Origin of the sequence: Pseudomonas sp. AN-1, assembly GCF_034057115.1 — a bacterium.
In the GTDB taxonomy this organism is placed as follows: Bacteria; Pseudomonadota; Gammaproteobacteria; order Pseudomonadales; family Pseudomonadaceae; genus Geopseudomonas.
Genome location: NZ_CP139195.1, coordinates 635,890 through 651,414, shown reverse-complemented (window position 1 = coordinate 651,414; position 15,525 = coordinate 635,890). Strand labels below are relative to the sequence as shown.

Here is a 15,525-nt window from a genome sequence, read left to right as displayed (position 1 = left end):
GATTTCAGGGCTCGCGACACCCGAAAACGAAATTCACAACAACAAGAAGATTTCGAGGATCAAGACATGGGCAACAGCGCCAGTCTGCCGAAGTTTCACCTGAAGAAGCTGTTCTTTGCAGTTGCCGGCGCCGTCGCCGGTCTCTCCGCCGGGGCCCCGGCCTTCGCCTTCCAGATCGACAGCGGCAATCCCGATGTGCGGATGTCGTGGGACAACACCGTCAAATACAGCGCCGCCTGGCGTGTGCGTGATGTCGATTCCAGCGTCGCCGACAACTCCATCGGTCCGCAGGCCAACACCAACGATGGCGACCTCAACTTCGACAAGGGGCTGATCTCCAATCGCCTCGACCTGCTGTCCGAGTTCGACCTGCGCTACAAGCGCGACTACGGACTGCGCCTGAGCGGTGCGGCCTGGTACGACGATGTCTACAACAAGTCCAACGACAACCCCGGGGCGCTGGGCGGCGCGTTGGTCAATTCGCGCAGCGTCGATCATGACGAGTTCACCCGTGACACCGAGAAGCTCCACGGGCGCAAGGCCGAGCTGCTGGATGCCTTCGTCTATGGCCGATTCACACCGGGCGACATGGACCTGAACCTCAGGGCGGGTCGCTTCACCCAGTTGTACGGTGAGAGCCTGTTCTTCGGTAATAACGCTATCGCCGGAGCGCAGAGTTCGCTGGATCTGATCAAGGCGCTGTCGGTGCCCAACTCGCAGTTCAAGGAAATCCTGCGTCCCATCGGTCAGCTTTCCGGGCAGTTGCAGATCAACTCCAACGTCTCGGTCGGCGCCTACTACCAGCTGGAATGGCGCAAGAGCCGTCTGCCCGGTGCGGGTAGTTACTTCAGCTTTGCCGACTTCGTCGATGAGGGTGGCGAGTCGATGATTCTCGGGCCGGGGTTCTCGGTGTTCCGCGCCGGTGATATCGAGCCTTCGGACTCCGGCCAGGGCGGCGTACAGGTGAAGATCGCCGCCGGTGACTACGAGTTCGGTATCTATGCCGCGCAGTTCCACGACAAGATGCCGCAGTTTTATGTCTACCCGGATGTTGGCCTTTATGAGCAGGTGTATGCCGAGGACATTCGCACGGTGGGCTTCAGCGTCAGTACGATGATTGGCGAAACCAACGTCGCCGCCGAGCTGTCGTTCCGCGATGACATGCCCCTGGTGGCCAGTGGCAATACGGTGATTGCGCCCGGCGCTTACGGCGTCATTGATGGTGGCGACGATGCCGCCTTTCCCAAAGGCCGCACCATGCACCTGAACCTGTCGGCGATCAGCGTGCTGGCCGCCACGCCGTTCTGGGATGGCGCCTCGTTTATCGGCGAGTTCGCCTTCAACCGTCGCCTGAGCGTCACCGACAACAGGGATCAGCTCGATCCGCTGGCCACCCGCGATGCCGGTGCGCTGCAGTTCGTCTTCACCCCCGAATACTTTCAGGTGACGCCCGGCCTCGACCTGCAGGTGCCGATCGGTGTGGGCTACGGCCTGTTCGGCCGCTCCTCGGTCAACGGCGTGCTGTTCCCCTCCGAGAATGGCGGCAACGTCAGCATCGGTCTCAAGGCCGACTACCTGAAGACCTGGCAGGCCAGTGTGGGCTACACCCATTACTTCGGTTCGGATGGCTCGATCATCAAGTACGACACCGCAGTACCTGAGCTCTCCTACGACAACTTCCACGGCGACCGCGACTTCATCTCGTTCTCGGTTCAGCGCACGTTCTGAGTCAGGCTCCACTGGTTAGAGGATCATTACAATGCACAAGAAAACAGCTCTATGCGCAGCCCTGGCTGCAATCCTGCTTGGCGCATCAAGTGTGCAGGCCGCGGTGAGTCCCGAGGAAGCCGCCGCACTGGGCAAGACGCTCAACCCGTTGGGCGGTGAAATGGCCGGCAATGCCGATGGCAGCATTCCGGCCTGGACGCCAACCCTGAGCGTGCCGACTTCAGGCGAGAAGGTGGGCGACATTCCGCGCAAGGTGTTTGCCGATGAGAAGCCGCTGGCGCAAATCACCGCGCAGAACCTGGGGCAGTATGCCGAGCGCCTCTCCGAGGGTACCCAGGCGCTGCTGAAGAAGTACCCCGACAGCTTCCGTGTCGACGTCTACCCGACCCATCGCACTGGCGTGGCGCCGCAGTACGTGTACGACAACTCGGTGAAAAATGCCACGAGCTGCCAGACCACCAACCAAGGTCTGTCGCTGCAGGGGTGCTACGGCGGCGTTCCGTTCCCGATTCCCAAGGCGGGCATCGAGGTGATCTGGAACCACCTGCTACGGGTCGAGAACGAGGCGACCGATATCACCAGCTTCAAGAATATCGTGCTCACCGCCGATGGCACGCGCACCCTGGCGACCATGAACGATCAGGCCAACCAGTACCCCTACTACTACAAGGACGGTAGCGCGGACAAATGGAGCGGCGTGTACTTCCTGATGCGTTTCACCACCATCGCACCGCCGTTCAAGGCCGGCGAATCCCTGGTGTTCCGTGACAGCATCGACGTCAAGCAGGCGCGTCAGGCCTGGCAGTATCTGGTCGGTCAGCGTCGTGTGCGCCGCGCACCGACCGTGGCCTACGACACCCCGGACTTCGTCGCCTCGGGCGCCAACTACTTCGACGAAGTGATGGGGCTGATGGGGCATATCGATCGCTTCGACTGGAAGCTGGTCGGCAAGCGCGAGATGTATGTGCCCTATAACGCCAACGGAGTGGTCACCGCGTCGCTGGATGAGGCCTACGGCAAGCACCACCTCAATCCGGACCAGGTGCGCTGGGAACTGCACCGCGTCTGGGAGGTTGAGGCGACAGTGGCCGGCGGCAAGCGCCACGCGGTGCCCAAGCGCCGCTACTACTTCGACGAGGACTCCTGGATGATCCTGTTGATGGATGGCTACGACAGCGAAGGCAAGCTGTGGCGCACCACCCAGATCACCCCGTTCGTGCTGCCGTCCACGCCGATGCTGGGCCTCAAGCCCGCGCACATCTTCAACCTGCAGGCCAACACCATGAGCACCTCCCAGTCGCTCAACGAGGCCACCTACCGGGTCGTCGAGCGCAAGCCGGAGATGTACTACACGGGTGATGCGGTAGCCGCCGACGGCGTGCGCTGAACCGTCAAGCCCCGGCTGTAGTCCCGGCACCTTTGCCCCTAGCAGGGTGCTGGAGTTCCCTCTCATGACTTTCCCGCCCCGCAGGCGCCCCGTTTGGCGGCGCAGCGGAGGCGGGGAGTCGGATTCGAGTACGCACCATGCACGCCCTAAATCCGCTCCGCCGGCGCTCGGCCCTGGCCGTCGCCATGCTCTCCCTGACCTGTCTGTCGGCGGTTGCCCAGGCCGCAGGCCCGGCTACTGTCCCTGACCTGCTCGATCTCCCTGCGCGGGAAAGCGCCCGCGCCCTGCACAGCCTGCAACTGGCCGTGACCCGCGCCGGCAACCGGCTGGTGGCGGTGGGCGAGCGCGGCACCGTGCTGCTCTCCGACGATGCCGGGCGCTCCTGGCGCCAGTCCACGAGCGTGCCGGTGAGCGTGGCGCTCACCGACGTGCACTTCGTCTCCGCCACTCACGGCTGGGCAGTGGGCCATAGCGGTGTGGTGCTTGCCAGTGCCGATGGCGGCGAGACCTGGCAGCGCCAGCTCGACGGCAATCAGGCTGCCTTGACCATTCGCGACGACGCCAAGCGCCGCGCCGACGCCGGCGAGGAGGGCGCTGCCGCGGCGCTGCGCAGCGCCGAATACCTGGTCGCCGACGGCCCGGACAAGCCGTTCCTCGGCGTGCGTTTCCGCGACGAGCTGCGCGGCTACGTGGTCGGCGCCTACGGCATCGCCCTGCAGACCGTCGACGGCGGCAAGAGCTGGCAGTCGCTGGTCGGGCAGATCCCCAACCCGCGCGGCAAGCACCTCTATCAGATCCAGATCGACGGTAGTTCGCTGCTGATCGCCGGCGAGCAGGGTGCGCTGCTGCGCTCCGTCGACGGCGGCGCCAGCTTCGCCGAGATCCGTACCCCCTACAGCGGCACCTTCTTCGGCGCGCTCGAACTCGGCGGCGATGCGCTGCTGGCCTTCGGCCTGCGCGGCAACGCCTGGCGCAGCGAGGATGGCGGCGCCAGCTGGCAGCAGGTCAGGCTCGGCCAGCCGGTCACGGTGAGCGCCGGGCGGCGCCTGCAGGATGGCTCCGTGCTGCTTGCCGACGAGAGCGGCCGCCTGTTGCGCAGCACCGACGGCGCACGCAGCTTCGTTGCCCTGGCGGTGCAGCCGGGCACCGGCCTGACCGGCATCGCCGAAGCCGCCGACGGCGCGCTGATCCTGTCCAGCGCGCGCGGGCTGTCCCGCGTCGAGCCGGATGCCCTGGCTTCCGGAGAACGTGTTTCCGGGATCAATGTTTCGGGAGTCAAATGATGAGCCACGTCCAGTCCCTCCCCGCCGAAGCGGTGATCAGCGATCTCAAGGAGTTCGATCAGCGCTCCGGAATCCTCGCCGAGCGGCTGCTGTTCAACAACCGCCTGGCGATCGTGGTCGTCTGCCTGCTCACCACCCTGGTGCTGGGCTACCAGGCGCTCGGCCTGTCGCTCAACGCGGCGTTCGAGAAGATGATCCCCACCGGCCATCCGTACATCGCCAACTTCCTGGAGAACCGCAAGCAGCTGGCCGGTATGGGCAACACCCTGCGCATCGCGGTGGAAGCCAAGGAGGGCAGCATCTTCGATGCCGAGTACCTCGACACCGTGCGCAAGATCAACGACGAGGTGTTCCTGCTGCCCGGCGTCGACCGCCCGTACATGAAGTCGCTGTGGGCGCCAGCGGTACGCTGGACCGGGGTGACCGAGGACGGCCTCGACGGCGGCCCGGTGATCCCCGACGACTACGACGGCTCGCCGGAAAGCCTCGAGCAGGTGCGCATCAACGTCGAACGCTCCGGCGAGATCGGCCAGCTGGTGGCGGGCAACTACCGGTCGAGCATCGTGCTGGTGCCGTTGCAGGAGCGCATCGCCGAGACCGGCGAGCGCATCGACTACCACGCGCTGTCGCAGCGCATCGAAGAGATCCGCGGCAAGTACCAGTCGGACAAGATCGCCATCCACGTCACCGGCTTCGCCAAGGTGGTGGGCGACCTGATCGACGGCCTGCGCCAGGTGATGCTGTTCTTCGCCGCCGCCATCGTCATCTGCACCGCGGTGCTCTACTGGTACACCCGCTGCCTGCGCAGCACCCTGCTGGTGGTGGCCTGCTCGATGATCGCGGTGGTCTGGCTGCTCGGCCTGCTGCCGACCCTCGGCTACGAGCTGGACCCGTACTCGGTGCTGGTGCCCTTCCTGGTGTTCGCCATCGGCATGAGCCACGGCGCGCAGAAGATGAACGGCATCATGCAGGACGTCGGCCGCGGCACCCACAAGCTGGTGGCGGCGCGCTACACCTTCCGCCGCCTGTTCCTCGCCGGCATGACCGCACTGCTGGCCGACGCCGTGGGCTTCGCCGTGCTGATGGTGATCGACATCCAGGTGATCCAGGACCTGGCCGTCACCGCCAGCATCGGCGTGGCCGTGCTGATCTTCACCAACCTGGTGCTGCTGCCGATCCTGCTGTCGTACACCGGCGTCAGCCCGGTCGCCGCCCAGCGCAGCCTGCGGGCCGAGCTTCAGGAAGCCAACGACACCGAGCACAGGAAGCACCCGTTCTGGGCCTTCCTCGACCTGTTCACCCGCACCCCGTGGGCGGGGCTGGCGGTGGCGCTGGGCCTGGCGATGGGCGTGTTCGGCCTGATGGTCAGCTTCCAGCTGAAGATCGGCGACACCGACCCGGGCGCCCCGGAGCTGCGCGCCGACTCGCGCTACAACCAGGACAACGCCTTCATGGTCGCCAACTACGCGGCGAGCAGCGACGTGTTCATCGTCATGGTGAAGACGCCGCAGTACGCCTGCGCCCACTACAGCACCCTGCGCACGGTGGACGCCCTGGAGCGCGAGCTGCAGCAGCTGCCGGGCGTCGAGGCGACCAGCTCGCTGGCCGGCCTGGCCAAGGTGGCCAATGCCGGGATGAACGAGGGCAGCCTCAAGTGGTTCGAGATGCCGCGCTCGCAGGACATGCTCAACGCCATCATCACCCGCGCCCCGCGCGAGATGTTCAACCAGAACTGCGACCTGCTGACCGTCTACGCCTACCTCAAGGACCACAAGGCCGACACCCTGACCAGCGTGGTCAGCACCGTGGAAGCCTTCGCCGCGCAGTACGGCAGCGAGGAGATCCGCATCCTCAACGCCGCCGGCAACGCCGGCATCGAGGCCGCCACCAACATTGTGGTGAAGAAGGCCAACGTGCAGATGCTGTTCCTCGTCTACGCCGCGGTGATCGTGCTGGCCTTCGTCACCTTCCGCTCCTGGCGCGCGGTGGTCTGCGCGGTGGTGCCGCTGATGATCACCTCGGTGCTCTGCGAGGCGCTGATGGTCTGGCTGAACATCGGCGTCAAGGTGGCCACCCTGCCGGTGATCGCCCTCGGCGTCGGCATCGGCGTCGACTACGCGCTGTACGTGATGACCGTGACCCTGGCGCGGCTGAAGGAGGGCATGAGCCTGTCCGAGGCCTACTACAAGGCGCTGATCTTCACCGGCAAGGTGGTGGTGCTGACCGGCATCACCCTGGGCATCGCGGTGGCCACCTGGGCCTGGTCGCCGATCAAGTTCCAGGCCGACATGGGCATCCTGCTGGCCTTCATGTTCGTGTGGAACATGCTCGGTGCGCTGATCCTGCTGCCGGCGCTGGCGCACTTCCTGCTGCGTCCAAAGCAGGCTGCTGCAGCCTGATCCCGTTGTAGGGGCGGCCCTGGTCTGACCAAGCGCTAGTGGCATCCGGGCGGCCGATGACTTAAGTTGTCGGCCGCCTGTCCCGCTTCCACACGGGACCATCACGACAAAGCCGGCCAAGAGCCGGGCAGGAGGGGTTGCCACCCCGCAGTACCTGCCCGCCCGCGAGCCGGCCAGGGGGAGAGGATTCATGGGAGGACAACGCCTGATCGAGCGCTTCAATCTGCGTTCGAGACTGCGCTTCGACATCCACAACGGCCAGATCTGGCTGGACGAGAGCCGCATGCTCCTGCTCCACGCCAAGGCCCTCGGCGCGCTGCGCCGCGAGCTGTTCGACTCGCTCGGCGCCAAGCGGGCCCGCGGCCTGCTGTTCCGCATCGGCTTCGCGGCCGGCCAGCAGGATGCCGACCTGGCCTCCAAGCTGCTCGGCGCGGGCGACAACTTCGACGTGTTCCAGATCGGCCCGGTGCTGCACGCCTTCGAGGGCCTGGTCAAGTCCACCGTCACCGAGGCGCAGATCGACTGGGAGCAGGGCAGCTTCTTCGGCGAGGTGGAGTGCACCAACTCCTGGGAAGCCGAGTCCCACCTGCAGCAGTTCGGCACCGGCGACGAGGTCGCCTGCTGGAGCATGTCCGGCTATGCCTCCGGCTACACCAGCCGCTTCTTCAAACGCTTCATCGTGTTCAAGGAAACCCAGTGCACCTGCCGCGGCGACCACCACTGCGTGATGGTCGGCAAGCCGGCGGAAGCCTGGGGCGACGATCCCTACCTCGAATACTGCCGGCCGACCGAGGCCGACACCTCGTTCCAGGACCTGCAGCAGGAACTCTGGCAGTTGCGCGGCCGCCAGCGCGAGCAGCTGCCGCCCGGGCGCCTGGTCGGCAGCTCGCCGGCCTTCCGCACCGCCTTCGACCTGCTCAGCAAGGCGGCGCGCAGCCCGATCACCGTGCTGCTGCTCGGCGAGACCGGCGTCGGCAAGGAAGTCTTCGCCCAGTGGCTGCACGAGAACAGCGACCGCGCCGCCCAGCCGTTCGTGGCGGTCAACTGCGCGGCGATCCCCAACGACCTGATCGAGTCCGAGCTGTTCGGCGTGCAGAAGGGCGCCTTCACCGGCGCCCAGCAGTCGCGCCCCGGCCGCTTCGAGCGCGCCGACGGCGGCACCCTGTTCCTCGACGAGCTGGGCGACCTGTCGCCCTCGGCGCAGGTCAAGCTGCTGCGCGTGCTGCAGACCGGCGAGGTGGAGCGCCTGGGCGACGACAAGAGCCGCAAGGTCAACGTGCGCCTGGTGGCAGCCACCAACGTCAACCTGCAGCGGGCCATCGCCGAGGGGCGCTTCCGCGCCGACCTCTACTACCGGCTGGCCACCTACCCGGTGGCGATCCCGCCGCTGCGCGAGCGCAAGGCGGACATCCCGATCCTGGTCACCGCGCTGCTGGAGAAGTACGCCCCGGTCTACCACAAGCACCTCAAGGGCCCCACCGACCGCGCCCTGCAGGCGCTGATGGCCTACGACTGGCCGGGCAACGTGCGCGAGCTGGAGAACCTCATCGAACGCGCCGTGCTGCTGGCGCCCTCGGGCGGGCAGATCGAGCTGGAGCACCTGTTCGCCGGCAGCACGCCGGCGACACCGCCCGGCGCCCCCGTCGATCGCCAGGGTCAGGTGGGCAACGTCAGGGAGGCGAGGCGCGAGCAGCTCTACGAGACCCTGCTCGACGACGACTTCGACCTGCAGGCCCACGAGAACCGCCTGCTGGAGCTGGCCGTGCGCCGCGCCAGCGGCAACCTCACCCACGCCGCGCGCCTGCTCGGCATCACCCGCCGGCAGCTGGCCTATCGACTGAAGCAGGCGGGCGGCGAGGCGGGGGCGTGCGCGCAGGAAGCCAGCAGCTGACAGGGATTCGGCGCGCCTTTCCGGCCTCGGAAAGGCGCCAGTCCATCACTCCCGGCGCGGCGGGATCGAGTAGGTGCCGACCACGTGCGCCACCGCATCCTCCGAGCCTTCCGAGTACAGCGAGACCTCGCCGACCACCAGCGTCTTGCCGACCTTGATCAACTTGCAGACGCCGACGATGTTCTTCTCTCCCGACGGCTTGCGCAGGAAGTTGGCGGTCAGGTTGGTGGTCACCGCCATCGGCACCATGCCGATCTCGCCGAGGATCGCCACGTACAGGGCGACGTCGGCGATGCTCATCAGCACCGGCCCGGAAACCGTGCCGCCGGGGCGCAGCTCGTCGTGACCGACCGGGTGCCAGACCGTGGCGCCGCCGTCGCCGACCTTCTCCACCATGCACTTGGTCTGCGGGAACTCGGTGGCGATGAACGCGGCGATTTCTTCTTTGCTGGCCATGACTGTCCTCCCTGGGAAATGGTTGGCAACCGAAGCTACTACAGGGCGGCAGGCGCGGCCAGCGTACCGGGCGCTGTGTAGGGTGCGCCATGCGCACCATGGAACTCGCCGGTTTCCCGGTGCGCACGGCGCACCCTACGCAAATCCTACCGCCACGCCGGACACAAACATCAGGCGCTTACCCCCGTTTGGCGTGACCAAAACGTACAGCACATGCCGCCGCTGCTCGGCGCTGGCGTCCGGAACCCGCGGTAGACGGCCTTTTCCGGACTCGACTGCCGGCCTGCCAGCGTCCGGAGCGCATCTTCTCCGCACACTCCGCTCCCTTGCGCGCTCCACGTCCCGTCAACTGCCTGCAGATACCCGCATTTTTTTGCGCTGCACCTTTACGCTTTTGTAAGGCGAAACAGGCCGCAGGACAAAAGCGTCATGCCAGCCGTTCGCTCCGGTCACCCGGATTTGCAGTTAAACCCTTGTAAATCAATGAGTTGGGAAAGTTGGCATCGCCCCTGCAATGTATCTGGCGTCGATAGCAAGACCGTCTGCCCGGACAGCATCACCAACCGGACAGGCAACCAAACCGCATCAAGCTAAATAATGGAGACAACAAATGGCGATGACAGGTGTGCTGCGGCCGGGCCATGCCCAGGTCCGTGTACTGAACCTCGAAGAAAGCGTCCTCTTCTACCGCGACGTGCTGGGCCTGGTGGAAACCGGGCGCGATGCGCAGGGCCGCGTCTACTTCAAGTGCTGGGACGAGCGCGATCACCACAGCTATGTGATCCGCGAGGCGGACAGCGCCGGCATCGACTTCTTCGGCTTCAAGGTGTTGGACAAGGCCACCCTCGAGCAACTCGACGCCGACCTCAAGGCCTACGGCCTGACCACCACCCGCATCCCGGCCGGCGAGATGCTGGAAACCGGCGAGCGCGTGCGCTTTGAACTGCCCTCCGGCCACCTGATCGAGCTGTACGCCGAGATGACCTCAGTCGGCAACGGCGCCGGTCTGGTCAACCCGGCGCCCTGGACCCAGGCGCGCGAGCATGGCATCGGCCCGGTACGCCTCGATCACGCCCTGATGTACGGGCCGAACATCGCCGAGGTGCAGAAGATCTTCACTGAGGTGCTGGGCTTCTACCTGGTCGAGCGCGTGCTCACCCCCGACGGTCAGGGCAACGCGGCGATCTGGCTGTCCTGCTCGCACAAGGTCCACGACATCGCCTTCGCCGAATACCCGGAGCCGGGCAAGCTGCACCACTGCTCGTTCCTGATGGAGAGCTGGGAGCAGGTGCTGCGCGCCGGCGACATCATGTCGATGAATCTGGTCAACGTCGACATCGGCCCGACCCGCCACGGCGTCACCCGTGGCTGCACCATCTACGCCTGGGACCCCTCGGGCAACCGCTTCGAGACCTTCATGGGCGGCTACCAGCCGTACCCGGACTACGAGCCGATCACCTGGACCTTCGACAACTTCGGCCAGGGACTCGACTACCCGCAGCGCAAGCTGCACGAAACCTTCCTCACCGTAGTGACCTGAGGAGAGCGGCCATGACCCGTCCCGAGCAACTGGTGGAAATGGTGCCGGCCAACCTCGATACCCGCAAACGCTGGGTACGGGTCACCGGCGAGCGAGCCGGCGGCTTCATCGAGTTCGACTTCGCCATCGGCGAGCCCGACCTGATCGTCGAAATGATCCTCAGTCCCGAGGCCTTCGCCGAGTTCTGCGCGGCCAACCAGGTGGAAATGCTGCCACCGCGGGAGGAGGGCACTGGGACGGAAGAGCCGAGTGACTGGGACTGGAGCCTCGCCGACGCTACCCAGACCCGCTTCAAAGCCTGAACAGCAACAAGAACAACAAAACGGCGCTGCGTAACGCGCAGTGCCAGCAGGAGAACGAGCATGCAAATCGACCTTCGCACGGTGAGCATCCAGCCGCTGCGCAACACCTTCGACCACCTGGTCCGCCGCTTTGGTGACAAGCCGGCCTCGCGCTACCAGGAAGGCAGCTACGACATCCAGGCAGCCGAGAACCTGCATTACCGTCCGACCTGGGATCCGGATCAGGAGCTGTACGACACCAGCATCACCAAGATCGTCATGCAGGACTGGTACGCCCTCAAGGATCCGCGCCAGTTCTACTACAGCACCTACACCCTGACCCGTGCCCGCCAGCAGGACAGCATGGAGGCCAACTTTGCCTTCGTCGAAAGCCGTGGCTTGGCCGACCTACTGCCGGCCGAGCTGCGCCAGCTGGCCCTCGACCTGTTGGTGCCGCTGCGCCACGCCGCCTGGGGCGCCAACCAGAACAACACCTTCATCTGCGGCTACGGCTACGCCACCACCTTCACCCAGCCGTGCATCTACCAAGCCATGGACAACCTGGGCATCGCCCAGTACCTGTCGCGCCTGGGCCTGCTGCTCGGTGGCACCGAGGCGCTGGAGGCTGGCAAGTCCGCCTGGCTCGACGGCGAGGCCTGGCAGCCGCTGCGCCGCTACGTCGAAGACTGCCTGGCGCTGCGCGATCCGTTCGAGCTGTTCGTGGCGCAGAACGTCGCCCTCGACGGCCTGCTCTATCCGCTGGTCTACGAGCGCATCGTCGACGACCACCTGTCGAGCAAGGGCGGTTCCACCGTGGCCATGCTCACCCAGTTCATGAGCGACTGGTTCGACGAAACCAAGAAGTGGGTCGATGCCGTGCTCAAGGTCGCCGCCGGCGAGTCTGAGCACAACCGTGCCCAGCTGCAGGAGTGGATCAACGCTTGGAAGTGCCGCGCGGCATCCGCCGTGCTGCCGGTGGTCGAGCAGGTGTTCGGCGCCGACGCCGACGCCGACGACCTGGTCAGCGAACAAGTAGCCGCCTTCAAGGCGCGCATCGAAAAAACCGGCATCGCGCTCTGAGAGGCTCACCCATGTCCACCGTATTCATTGCCCTGCAAGCCAACGAAGAAACCCGCCCGATCATCGAAGCGATCGAGCTCGACAACCCCCAGGCGGTGGTCAACCGCGAACCGGCGATGGTCAAGATCAACGCGCCCGGCCGACTGGTGATCCGCAAGGACACCATCGAGGAGCAGCTCGGCCGCAGCTACGACCTGCAGGAACTGCAGATCAATCTGATCACGCTGTCCGGTAACGTCGACGAAGACGAAGACACCCTGACCCTGACCTGGAACGAGTGAGCGAGGACTCCGCCATGGACATGAAAGCTGCCAACAAGAAGCTGAGCCTGAAAGACAAGTACAAGCTGTTCACCCGCGATCTGGGCTGGGAGCCAACTTATCGCACCAAAGAGGAAGTGTTCCCCTACGTGCAGTATGAAGGCATCAAGATCCACGACTGGGACAAGTGGGAAGACCCCTTCCGCCTGACCATGGACTCCTACTGGAAGTACCAGGCCGAGAAGGAGCGCAAGTTCTACGCCATCATAGATGCCCATGCGCAGAACAACGGCCACCTGCAGATCACCGACGCCCGCTACCTGTCGGCGCTGAGGATATTCCTGCAGGCCATCAGCCCCGGCGAGTACAGCGCCCACAAAGGCTTCGCCCGCGTCGGTCGCGAGTTCCCTGGTGTCGGCACCCAGGTCGCCTGCCAGATGCAGGCCATCGACGAGATCCGCCACGCGCAGACGCAGATCCACGCGCTGTCCAACTACAACAAGTTCTACAACGGCTTCCACGCCTTCGCCGAGCATCGTGACCGTATCTGGTACACCTCGGTGGCCCGCTCGTTCTTCGACGACGCCATGGCCGCCGGCCCGTTCGAGTTCATGATTGCCATCGGTTTCAGCTTCGAATACGTGCTGACCAACCTGCTGTTCGTGCCGTTCATGTCCGGCGCCGCCTACAACGGCGACATGGCCACCGTCACCTTCGGCTTCTCGTCGCAGTCCGACGAGGCGCGGCACATGACCCTGGGCCTCGAGTGCATCAAGTTCATGCTCGAGCAGGATCCGGACAACCTGCCGATCGTCCAGGGCTGGATCGACAAGTGGTTCTGGCGCGGTTTCCGCGTGCTGGGCCTGGTCAGCACCATGATGGACTACATGCTGCCCAAGCGCGTGATGAGCTGGCGCGAGGCTTGGAACATCTACGGCGTGGAGAACGGCGGCGCGTTGTTCAAGGACCTGGCCCGCTACGGCATCCGTCCGCCGAAGGGCTGGGATCAGGCCGAGGAAGCGGTGGACCACATTTCCCACCAGTTCATGCTGGCGCTGTACCAGTGGAAGTTCGGCACCGCCTTCCACGTGTGGATCCCGTCCGACGAGGACATGGACTGGCTGTCGAAGAAGTATCCGACCACCTTCGACAAGTACTACCGTCCGCGTTGGGAGCACATCAAGAAGCACGAAGCCGCCACCGGCGCGCCGTTCAACAACTTCGGCCTGTCCAAGCTGTGCCAGTGCTGCCAGCTGCCCACCGTGTTCACCGAGCCCGGCGACCCGACCATGACCTGCCATCGCGAGTCGGTCTACAAGGGCGAGAAGTACCACTTCTGCTCCGACGGCTGTAAGGACATCTTCGACAACGAGCCGGAGAAGTACATCCAGGCCTGGCTGCCGATGCCGGCGCTGATGCGCGATCCGGTCGATGGCGACCTGGGTGCCTGGATGGACTGGGCCTTCCTCAAAAATGGCCAGGACAACGGCGACTACGTCACTTCCCAGGACCGCCAGAACTTCGAGCAGTGGCGCGCCCAGGCCACCTCCAACCAGTAACGCCCGACGGCGTGGCCGGGGTTCGCTCCGGCCACTGCCCGCGAACAAAATAAGAAGGAAGATCAAAATGGCCGTCGTTTCCCGCAAAGAATACATAGGCGTTTCCCGTGACGCGCTGGAGAACTACAAGGGCAAGCAGCTGCTGTTCATCAGCTGGGACCACCACCTGCTGATCTGCGCGCCCATCATGCTTCGCGCCGACCCGCAAACCACCCTCGGCGAACTGATCGACCAGCAGCTGCAACCGCTGCTGCAGGCTGACCCGGACGCCGCCGCCATTGACTGGAACACGGTCCAGTGGCTCAAGGGCAACCAGCCGTGGGTGCCGGACTATGCCGCCAGCCTGGAGGCCAACGGCATCGGCCACAAGGAACAGCTGCGCATGCGCACCCCGGGCCTGAACAGCCTGGTTCCGGTGAACTGAGAGGAGGGCGCGCCATGAGCTACGAACTGACCATTGAGCCGCTTGGCCAGACCATCGAGATCGAGGAAGGTCAGACCATCCTCGACGCCGCGCTGCGCGCCGGCATCTACCTGCCACACGCCTGCGGCCATGGCCTATGCGCCACCTGCAAGGTGCAGGTCACCGACGGCGAGATCGAGCAGGGCGAAGCCTCCACCTTCGCCCTGATGGACTTCGAGCGCGAGGAGCAGAAGTGCCTCGCGTGCTGCGCCACCGCGCAGGGCGACATCACCATCGAAGCCGAGATCGAGGAAGATCCGGATTCGCTGAACCTGCCGGTACGTGACTATTACGGCACCGTCAGCCGTATCGAATCGCTGACGCCGACCATCAAGGGTGTCTGGATCAAGCTCGAAGACGCCGGAGGCGTGCAGTTCCAGGCCGGCCAGTACATCAACCTGATGCTGCCAGACGGCATCGGCAGCCGGGCGTTTTCCATCGCCAGCGTGCCGGGTGCCGATGAGCTGGAGCTGAACATCCGCGTCGTGCCTGGCGGGCGCGGTACCCTCTACGTGCACGAGCAGATGAAGGTGGGTGAGCGGGTACACCTGACCGGTCCCTACGGACGCTTCTTCGTGAAGAAGTCCGCCGACCTGCCGGTGATCTTCATGGCCGGCGGTTCTGGCCTGTCCAGCCCGCGTTCGATGATCCTCGACCTGCTGGCCGAGGGCTTCGCCAAGCCGATCACCCTGATCTACGGCCAGCGCAACCTCAGCGAGCTGTACTACCACGACGAGTTCCTCGCCCTAGCCGAACGGTACCCCAACTTCAAGTACGTGCCGGCGCTCTCCCACGAGGCGGAAGGCACCGACTGGCAGGGTTTCCGCGGCTTCGTCCACGAGGCGGCAAAGGAATACTTCGCCAACGACTTCCGCGGCCACAAGGCCTACCTGTGCGGCCCGCCGCTGATGATCGACTCCTGCATCACCACCCTGATGCAGGGCCGCCTGTTCGAGCGCGACATCTACACCGAGAAGTTCATCTCGGCGGCCGATGCCCAGCAGGTGCGCAGCCCGTTGTTCAAGGCGATCTGAGCCACCCCTTTGCGGCCGCCCACGGGCGGCCGGTTTTTTGGGGTACACGCGGAACTGCACTGCCCACGCGGGAACGCTGGTGCGTGATTACATCCCCCTGTAGGGGCGAATTCATTCGCCTGACCGGGACCACGCTGGCGAATGAATTCGCCCCTACAGCGGAC

The 15,525-nt window shown here is 65.2% G+C and carries 13 protein-coding genes; 12 read left to right on the top strand and 1 reads right to left on the bottom strand.

The genetic code is table 11. The annotated features are described in order from the left end of the window. Window positions 1-66 precede the first annotated feature (66 nt). The 5 genes from SK095_RS02925 to SK095_RS02905 all read left to right on the top strand — a co-directional run bounded on the left by SK095_RS02925 (window position 67) and on the right by SK095_RS02905 (window position 8,688). Entirely contained in the window at window positions 67-1,728 is a 1,662-nt protein-coding gene (locus SK095_RS02925) for a DUF1302 domain-containing protein (RefSeq protein ID WP_320547786.1), read from the top strand. A gap of 31 nt (window positions 1,729-1,759) precedes the next feature. Further along, window positions 1,760-3,115, top strand: coding sequence for a DUF1329 domain-containing protein (locus SK095_RS02920; protein ID WP_320547785.1), 1,356 nt, complete (start codon window positions 1,760-1,762; stop codon window positions 3,113-3,115). A gap of 137 nt (window positions 3,116-3,252) precedes the next feature. Then, window positions 3,253-4,398, top strand: coding sequence for a WD40/YVTN/BNR-like repeat-containing protein (locus tag SK095_RS02915; RefSeq protein ID WP_320547784.1), 1,146 nt, complete (start codon window positions 3,253-3,255; stop codon window positions 4,396-4,398). Then, window positions 4,398-6,797: an efflux RND transporter permease subunit gene (locus SK095_RS02910; protein WP_136488418.1), complete on the top strand. Its 2,400-nt coding sequence runs from the start codon at window positions 4,398-4,400 to the stop codon at window positions 6,795-6,797. Before SK095_RS02915 ends, SK095_RS02910 begins: the two co-directional genes overlap by 1 nt. Window positions 6,798-6,987: 190 nt before the next feature. Further along, on the top strand, window positions 6,988-8,688 hold the full coding sequence (locus tag SK095_RS02905) for a sigma 54-interacting transcriptional regulator (RefSeq protein WP_320547783.1): 1,701 nt from the start codon (window positions 6,988-6,990) through the stop codon (window positions 8,686-8,688). A 45-nt stretch (window positions 8,689-8,733) separates the two neighbouring features. On the opposite strand, the gene SK095_RS02900 is transcribed toward SK095_RS02905, so the two are convergent. After that, window positions 8,734-9,144: a PaaI family thioesterase gene (locus SK095_RS02900; protein ID WP_136488416.1), complete on the bottom strand. Its 411-nt coding sequence runs from the start codon at window positions 9,142-9,144 to the stop codon at window positions 8,734-8,736. A 610-nt stretch (window positions 9,145-9,754) separates the two neighbouring features. On the opposite strand from SK095_RS02900, the gene SK095_RS02895 reads away from it, so the two are divergent. From SK095_RS02895 to SK095_RS02865, 7 genes are all read left to right on the top strand, one after another. Continuing rightward, window positions 9,755-10,684, top strand: a complete 930-nt coding sequence (locus tag SK095_RS02895) for a catechol 2,3-dioxygenase (protein ID WP_320547782.1) — start codon at window positions 9,755-9,757, stop codon at window positions 10,682-10,684. Window positions 10,685-10,695: 11 nt separating this feature from the next. Then, entirely contained in the window at window positions 10,696-10,986 is a 291-nt protein-coding gene (locus SK095_RS02890) for a phenol hydroxylase subunit (RefSeq protein ID WP_320547781.1), read from the top strand. Between the two features lie 60 nt (window positions 10,987-11,046). After that, entirely contained in the window at window positions 11,047-12,045 is a 999-nt protein-coding gene (locus SK095_RS02885) for an aromatic/alkene monooxygenase hydroxylase subunit beta (RefSeq protein ID WP_320547780.1), read from the top strand. 11 nt (window positions 12,046-12,056) lie between these two features. Then, complete coding sequence (locus SK095_RS02880) at window positions 12,057-12,326, top strand: MmoB/DmpM family protein (protein ID WP_090311120.1); 270 nt, start codon at window positions 12,057-12,059, stop codon at window positions 12,324-12,326. Between the two features lie 14 nt (window positions 12,327-12,340). Next, window positions 12,341-13,864, top strand: coding sequence for a YHS domain-containing protein (locus SK095_RS02875; RefSeq protein WP_201486942.1), 1,524 nt, complete (start codon window positions 12,341-12,343; stop codon window positions 13,862-13,864). A 67-nt stretch (window positions 13,865-13,931) separates the two neighbouring features. Continuing rightward, complete coding sequence (locus tag SK095_RS02870; protein WP_092430441.1) at window positions 13,932-14,288, top strand: phenol hydroxylase subunit P4; 357 nt, start codon at window positions 13,932-13,934, stop codon at window positions 14,286-14,288. 14 nt (window positions 14,289-14,302) lie between these two features. After that, window positions 14,303-15,361, top strand: a complete 1,059-nt coding sequence (locus SK095_RS02865; protein ID WP_320547779.1) for a phenol 2-monooxygenase domain-containing protein — start codon at window positions 14,303-14,305, stop codon at window positions 15,359-15,361. The last annotated feature ends 164 nt before the right edge of the window (window positions 15,362-15,525 follow it).

Bases quoted from the DNA above. Each gene is read 5' to 3' on its own strand.
- SK095_RS02905 (WP_320547783.1), top strand. From the start codon at position 6,988: ATGGGAGGACAACGCCTGATCGAGCGCTTCAATCTGCGTTCGAGACTG.
- SK095_RS02880 (WP_090311120.1), top strand. From the start codon at position 12,057: ATGTCCACCGTATTCATTGCCCTGCAAGCCAACGAAGAAACCCGCCCG.
- SK095_RS02915 (WP_320547784.1), top strand. From the start codon at position 3,253: ATGCACGCCCTAAATCCGCTCCGCCGGCGCTCGGCCCTGGCCGTCGCC.
- SK095_RS02865 (WP_320547779.1), top strand. From the start codon at position 14,303: ATGAGCTACGAACTGACCATTGAGCCGCTTGGCCAGACCATCGAGATC.
- SK095_RS02885 (WP_320547780.1), top strand. From the start codon at position 11,047: ATGCAAATCGACCTTCGCACGGTGAGCATCCAGCCGCTGCGCAACACC.
- SK095_RS02900 (WP_136488416.1), bottom strand. From the start codon at position 9,144: ATGGCCAGCAAAGAAGAAATCGCCGCGTTCATCGCCACCGAGTTCCCG.
- SK095_RS02870 (WP_092430441.1), top strand. From the start codon at position 13,932: ATGGCCGTCGTTTCCCGCAAAGAATACATAGGCGTTTCCCGTGACGCG.
- SK095_RS02910 (WP_136488418.1), top strand. From the start codon at position 4,398: ATGAGCCACGTCCAGTCCCTCCCCGCCGAAGCGGTGATCAGCGATCTC.
- SK095_RS02895 (WP_320547782.1), top strand. From the start codon at position 9,755: ATGGCGATGACAGGTGTGCTGCGGCCGGGCCATGCCCAGGTCCGTGTA.
- SK095_RS02875 (WP_201486942.1), top strand. From the start codon at position 12,341: ATGGACATGAAAGCTGCCAACAAGAAGCTGAGCCTGAAAGACAAGTAC.
- SK095_RS02920 (WP_320547785.1), top strand. From the start codon at position 1,760: ATGCACAAGAAAACAGCTCTATGCGCAGCCCTGGCTGCAATCCTGCTT.
- SK095_RS02890 (WP_320547781.1), top strand. From the start codon at position 10,696: ATGACCCGTCCCGAGCAACTGGTGGAAATGGTGCCGGCCAACCTCGAT.
- SK095_RS02925 (WP_320547786.1), top strand. From the start codon at position 67: ATGGGCAACAGCGCCAGTCTGCCGAAGTTTCACCTGAAGAAGCTGTTC.